Here is a 3616-nt window from a genome sequence, read left to right as displayed (position 1 = left end):
TTAGTGAAAACCGAAGGCGATAAAGCATTATTTGAACTGACGGCGAAATTCGATAAAACCGAAATTAACAGCCTTGTAGTATCAAAAGAGCAGATCGAACAAGCGACAAAACGCATTTCAGATGAACTCAAACAGGCGATTCAAAATGCCTACCGCAATATCAAAACCTTCCACGAGGCGCAAAAACCGCAAACCGTGGATGTGGAAACCCAAGCGGGCGTGCGTTGCCAAGTGCTGACTCGACCGATTCAACGAGTCGGGCTGTATATACCAGGTGGTTCAGCGCCACTGTTTTCGACAGTGTTGATGCTCGCTATTCCCGCCAAAATTGCCGGCTGTCAAAAAGTGGTACTCTGCACGCCACCGCCGATTACCGATGAGATTCTCTACACAGCCAATTTATGTGGCGTCGAAACGATTTACGCCGTAGGCGGTGCGCAGGCGATTACGGCGATGGCGTTCGGCACGGAAACGGTGGCGAAAGTGGATAAAATCTTCGGGCCGGGCAACGCCTTTGTGACCGAAGCCAAACGCCAAGTCAGCCAACAGCTCAACAGCGCTGCGATTGATATGCCGGCAGGACCTTCGGAAGTGTTGGTGTTAGCCGATCAATTTGCCGATCCTGATTTTGTCGCCAGCGACTTGCTTTCCCAAGCGGAACACGGTGCTGACAGCCAAGTGATTTTGGTCACGGACAGCCCTGAGCTTGCCCAAGCCACCGAACAAGCCATCGAACGCCAACTTGCAAAATTACCGCGCAAAGAGACCGCTTGTAAGGCACTTTCGCATAGTCGAGTATTTATTGCCGAAGATTTACAACAATGTGTCCAAATCAGCAACGCCTACGCCCCTGAGCATTTGGTGGTACAAGTGGAAAATCCGCGCGCATTGCTCGATCAACTGGATAACGCAGGCTCAATTTTCTTAGGCGCATACAGCCCCGAAAGTATGGGCGACTACGCCAGCGGCACCAACCACGTACTACCAACCTACGGCTACACCCGCACCTATTCCAGTCTGGGTTTAGCGGATTTCAGCAAACGAATGACCGTGCAAGAACTCACGCCACAAGGCTTTAAAGATTTAGCAAAAGCCGTGGAACTGATGGCAAGTGCAGAGCAGTTGGAAGCACATAAGCAGGCGGTGTCGATTCGATTAAATAAAATCGGGAAATAGGAAATAATTATAGGGGAGAAATATTTTTCGCCCTGAAATCCCCACGATATTTGGGGCAAAAAATATTTTGCCTTTTGTATTAGAATATGGGTAAAAGAAAAAATCTAATGAAAAAAATAATTAACGTAATCAATATGAGGATAAAAAATGACATTACCAATCAATAACTTAAATGAATTATTACGTACAATGACACCGCACTTGAATGAAGGAATATACCTCTTTGCTACGGTTGAACCTGACACTGCAATTCCTCTCTCGGAAATTATTTCTTCTATTCAAGAGCAAGAAGGCTTATCTGTTGTTGTTTCAGAAAAAACAGCTCAAAAATATCAATTAAACGCACAATTTCGTGCTGCTTGGATTACTTTAACCGTACATTCCGATCTTGCTGCAGTTGGTTTAACGGCAGCTTTTGCAACGGCATTGGGTCAAGCTCAGATTAGCTGTAATGTTGTTGCAGGGAATTATCACGATCATATTTTCGTTCCCTATGAACAAGCTGATTTAGCAATGAGCGTCTTAAAAAAATTACAACAAGATGCTGCAATAAAATAAATGGTCGGAGCGAAATATTTTTCGTCCTGAAATCCCCACGATATTTGGGGCAAATGTAATTTGCCCCTACAAGGAATAAAATATGCAAATCTCACAACTCTCCAGAAAAAACGTCCAATCTCTAACTCCATATCAATCCGCTCGTCGTTTAGGCGGTTCGGGGGATGTGTGGCTGAATGCGAATGAATATGCGCTTTCGCCAAACTTTGATTTAACCGACCGCACGTTTAACCGTTATCCCGAACCTCAACCGCAAGCGGTGATTGAAGGTTATGCCACCTATGCCGGCGTTGCGCCTGAAAATGTACTGGTTAGCCGTGGCGGTGATGAAAGTATTGAATTGATTATCCGTGCTTTTTGCGAGCCGACCGACAGTGTGTTGTACTGCCCGCCGACTTACGGAATGTACAGCGTGTCGGCAGAAACCTGCGGTATTGCGCTCAAAACTGTGCCTTTAACTGCCGATTTCCAACTCAATTTGCCTGAAATCGAACGTAATTTGGACGGAGTGAAAGTGGTGTTTGTGTGTAGCCCGAACAACCCGACAGGCACGCTGGTCAAGCGGTCGGATTTGCTCAAACTTTTGCAAATCACCGCAGGTAAAGCGATTGTGGTGGTGGACGAAGCCTATATCGACTTCTGCCCGCAAGCGACAATGGTAAATGAGTTGCCAAATTATCCGCACTTAGCCATTATCCGCACACTCTCCAAAGCCTTTGCCCTTGCCGGCTTACGTTGCGGTTTTACCCTTGCTAACGCTGAATTGATTAACGTGCTACAAAAAGTCATCGCCCCTTATCCGCTCCCCGTACCTGTTGCCGATATCGCCGCTCAAGCCTTGAGCGTGCAAGGTGTCGCACAAGTCAAACAACGGGTTGAAGAAGTTTTAACACTGCGCGCCGATTTGCAAAAAAATCTCGAAAACTTACCGCTTGTCGAAAAAGTCTTTGAAAGCGACGGCAACTATTTGCTGGTCAAATTCCAAGACGGTCCAAAAGTATTCAAAGCACTGTGGGATCAAGGGATTATATTAAGGGATCAACATAAAGCTCTCGGGTTACAGAATTGTGTAAGGATTACGGTGGGGACGAAAGAGGAAAATGCGAGGGTGGTTGAGGCGATTGGGGCAATATAAGAGAAACCATGCAGATACCACGCACTGACGTACGTGGTTAAGCATAGTGCCGCTACTCCGTAGCGGTAGGTTAGGGAAAATATGAGCTATACAAGAAATTTATACCATATTATCTTCCGTACTAAATATGGTACGCCAAGTATTTTAGAAGAAAATGAAGATGCGCTTTATCGCTATATTTGGGGATTTGTAAGAGAACATAAGTCCGTGTTGTATCGAATTAACGGTATGCCCGATCATCTTCATCTTTTTGTTGAATTGCACCCGATGTTTTCGGTTGCCGAGTTTGTGCAAAAATTGAAAACCACAACACATAAATGGATTGATGAAAATAAACATCTTTTTCCTGAATTTTATGCGTGGTCTAGGGGCTACTGCTCACTAACTTACTGCGAGAAAGATAAAGAGAAAATCATCAATTACATTAAAAATCAGAAAGAACATCATAAAACGGCTGATTTTATAGAAGAAGTTAAATTCTTGCTTACAGAGGCTGGAATTGAAATAAACGAAAAATTTTTTGAACAAGATTTATAGTGATGCAGCGCATCGCCACTATGCGTAACCACATACGTCAGTATGTGGCAAGAACAGGAGAACAAAAATGACACAACAATCTATTTTATTCATCGACCGCGACGGCACCTTAATCGACGAACCAAAAAACTGATTTTCAAATCGACAGTTTAGAAAAACTCAAATTTGAACCGAATGTGATTCCCGCCTTGCTCAAACTCAAACACAAAT

Annotated in this window: 4 protein-coding genes and 1 pseudogene; all 5 read left to right on the top strand. The window is 44.5% G+C overall.

The annotated features are described in order from the left end of the window. On the top strand, window positions 1–1176 hold a 1176-nt coding region (gene hisD / locus ACEYKX_RS11540; protein WP_373780731.1), incomplete at its 5' end, for a histidinol dehydrogenase. Between the two features lie 147 nt (window positions 1177–1323). After that, window positions 1324–1734, top strand: a complete 411-nt coding sequence (locus tag ACEYKX_RS11535) for an ACT domain-containing protein (RefSeq protein ID WP_373767151.1) — start codon at window positions 1324–1326, stop codon at window positions 1732–1734. A gap of 82 nt (window positions 1735–1816) precedes the next feature. Next, the gene (hisC, locus tag ACEYKX_RS11530; protein WP_373767152.1) at window positions 1817–2869 is read left to right on the top strand and encodes a histidinol-phosphate transaminase; all 1053 of its coding nucleotides are present in this window, start codon (window positions 1817–1819) and stop codon (window positions 2867–2869) included. 81 nt (window positions 2870–2950) lie between these two features. Beyond that, a complete protein-coding gene (gene tnpA / locus ACEYKX_RS11525) occupies window positions 2951–3406 on the top strand; it encodes an IS200/IS605 family transposase (protein ID WP_373767153.1) in 456 nt (151 codons plus the stop codon). 67 nt (window positions 3407–3473) lie between these two features. Then, window positions 3474–3616 (top strand): annotated as a pseudogene (locus tag ACEYKX_RS11520) (bifunctional histidinol-phosphatase/imidazoleglycerol-phosphate dehydratase); the annotation flags it as partial.

The organism is Glaesserella sp., from assembly GCF_041817755.1.
Classification (GTDB): domain Bacteria; phylum Pseudomonadota; class Gammaproteobacteria; order Enterobacterales; family Pasteurellaceae; genus Glaesserella.
Note: the sequence above shows the minus strand (reverse complement) of the source record. Positions and strands in the feature narration are given on the sequence as shown.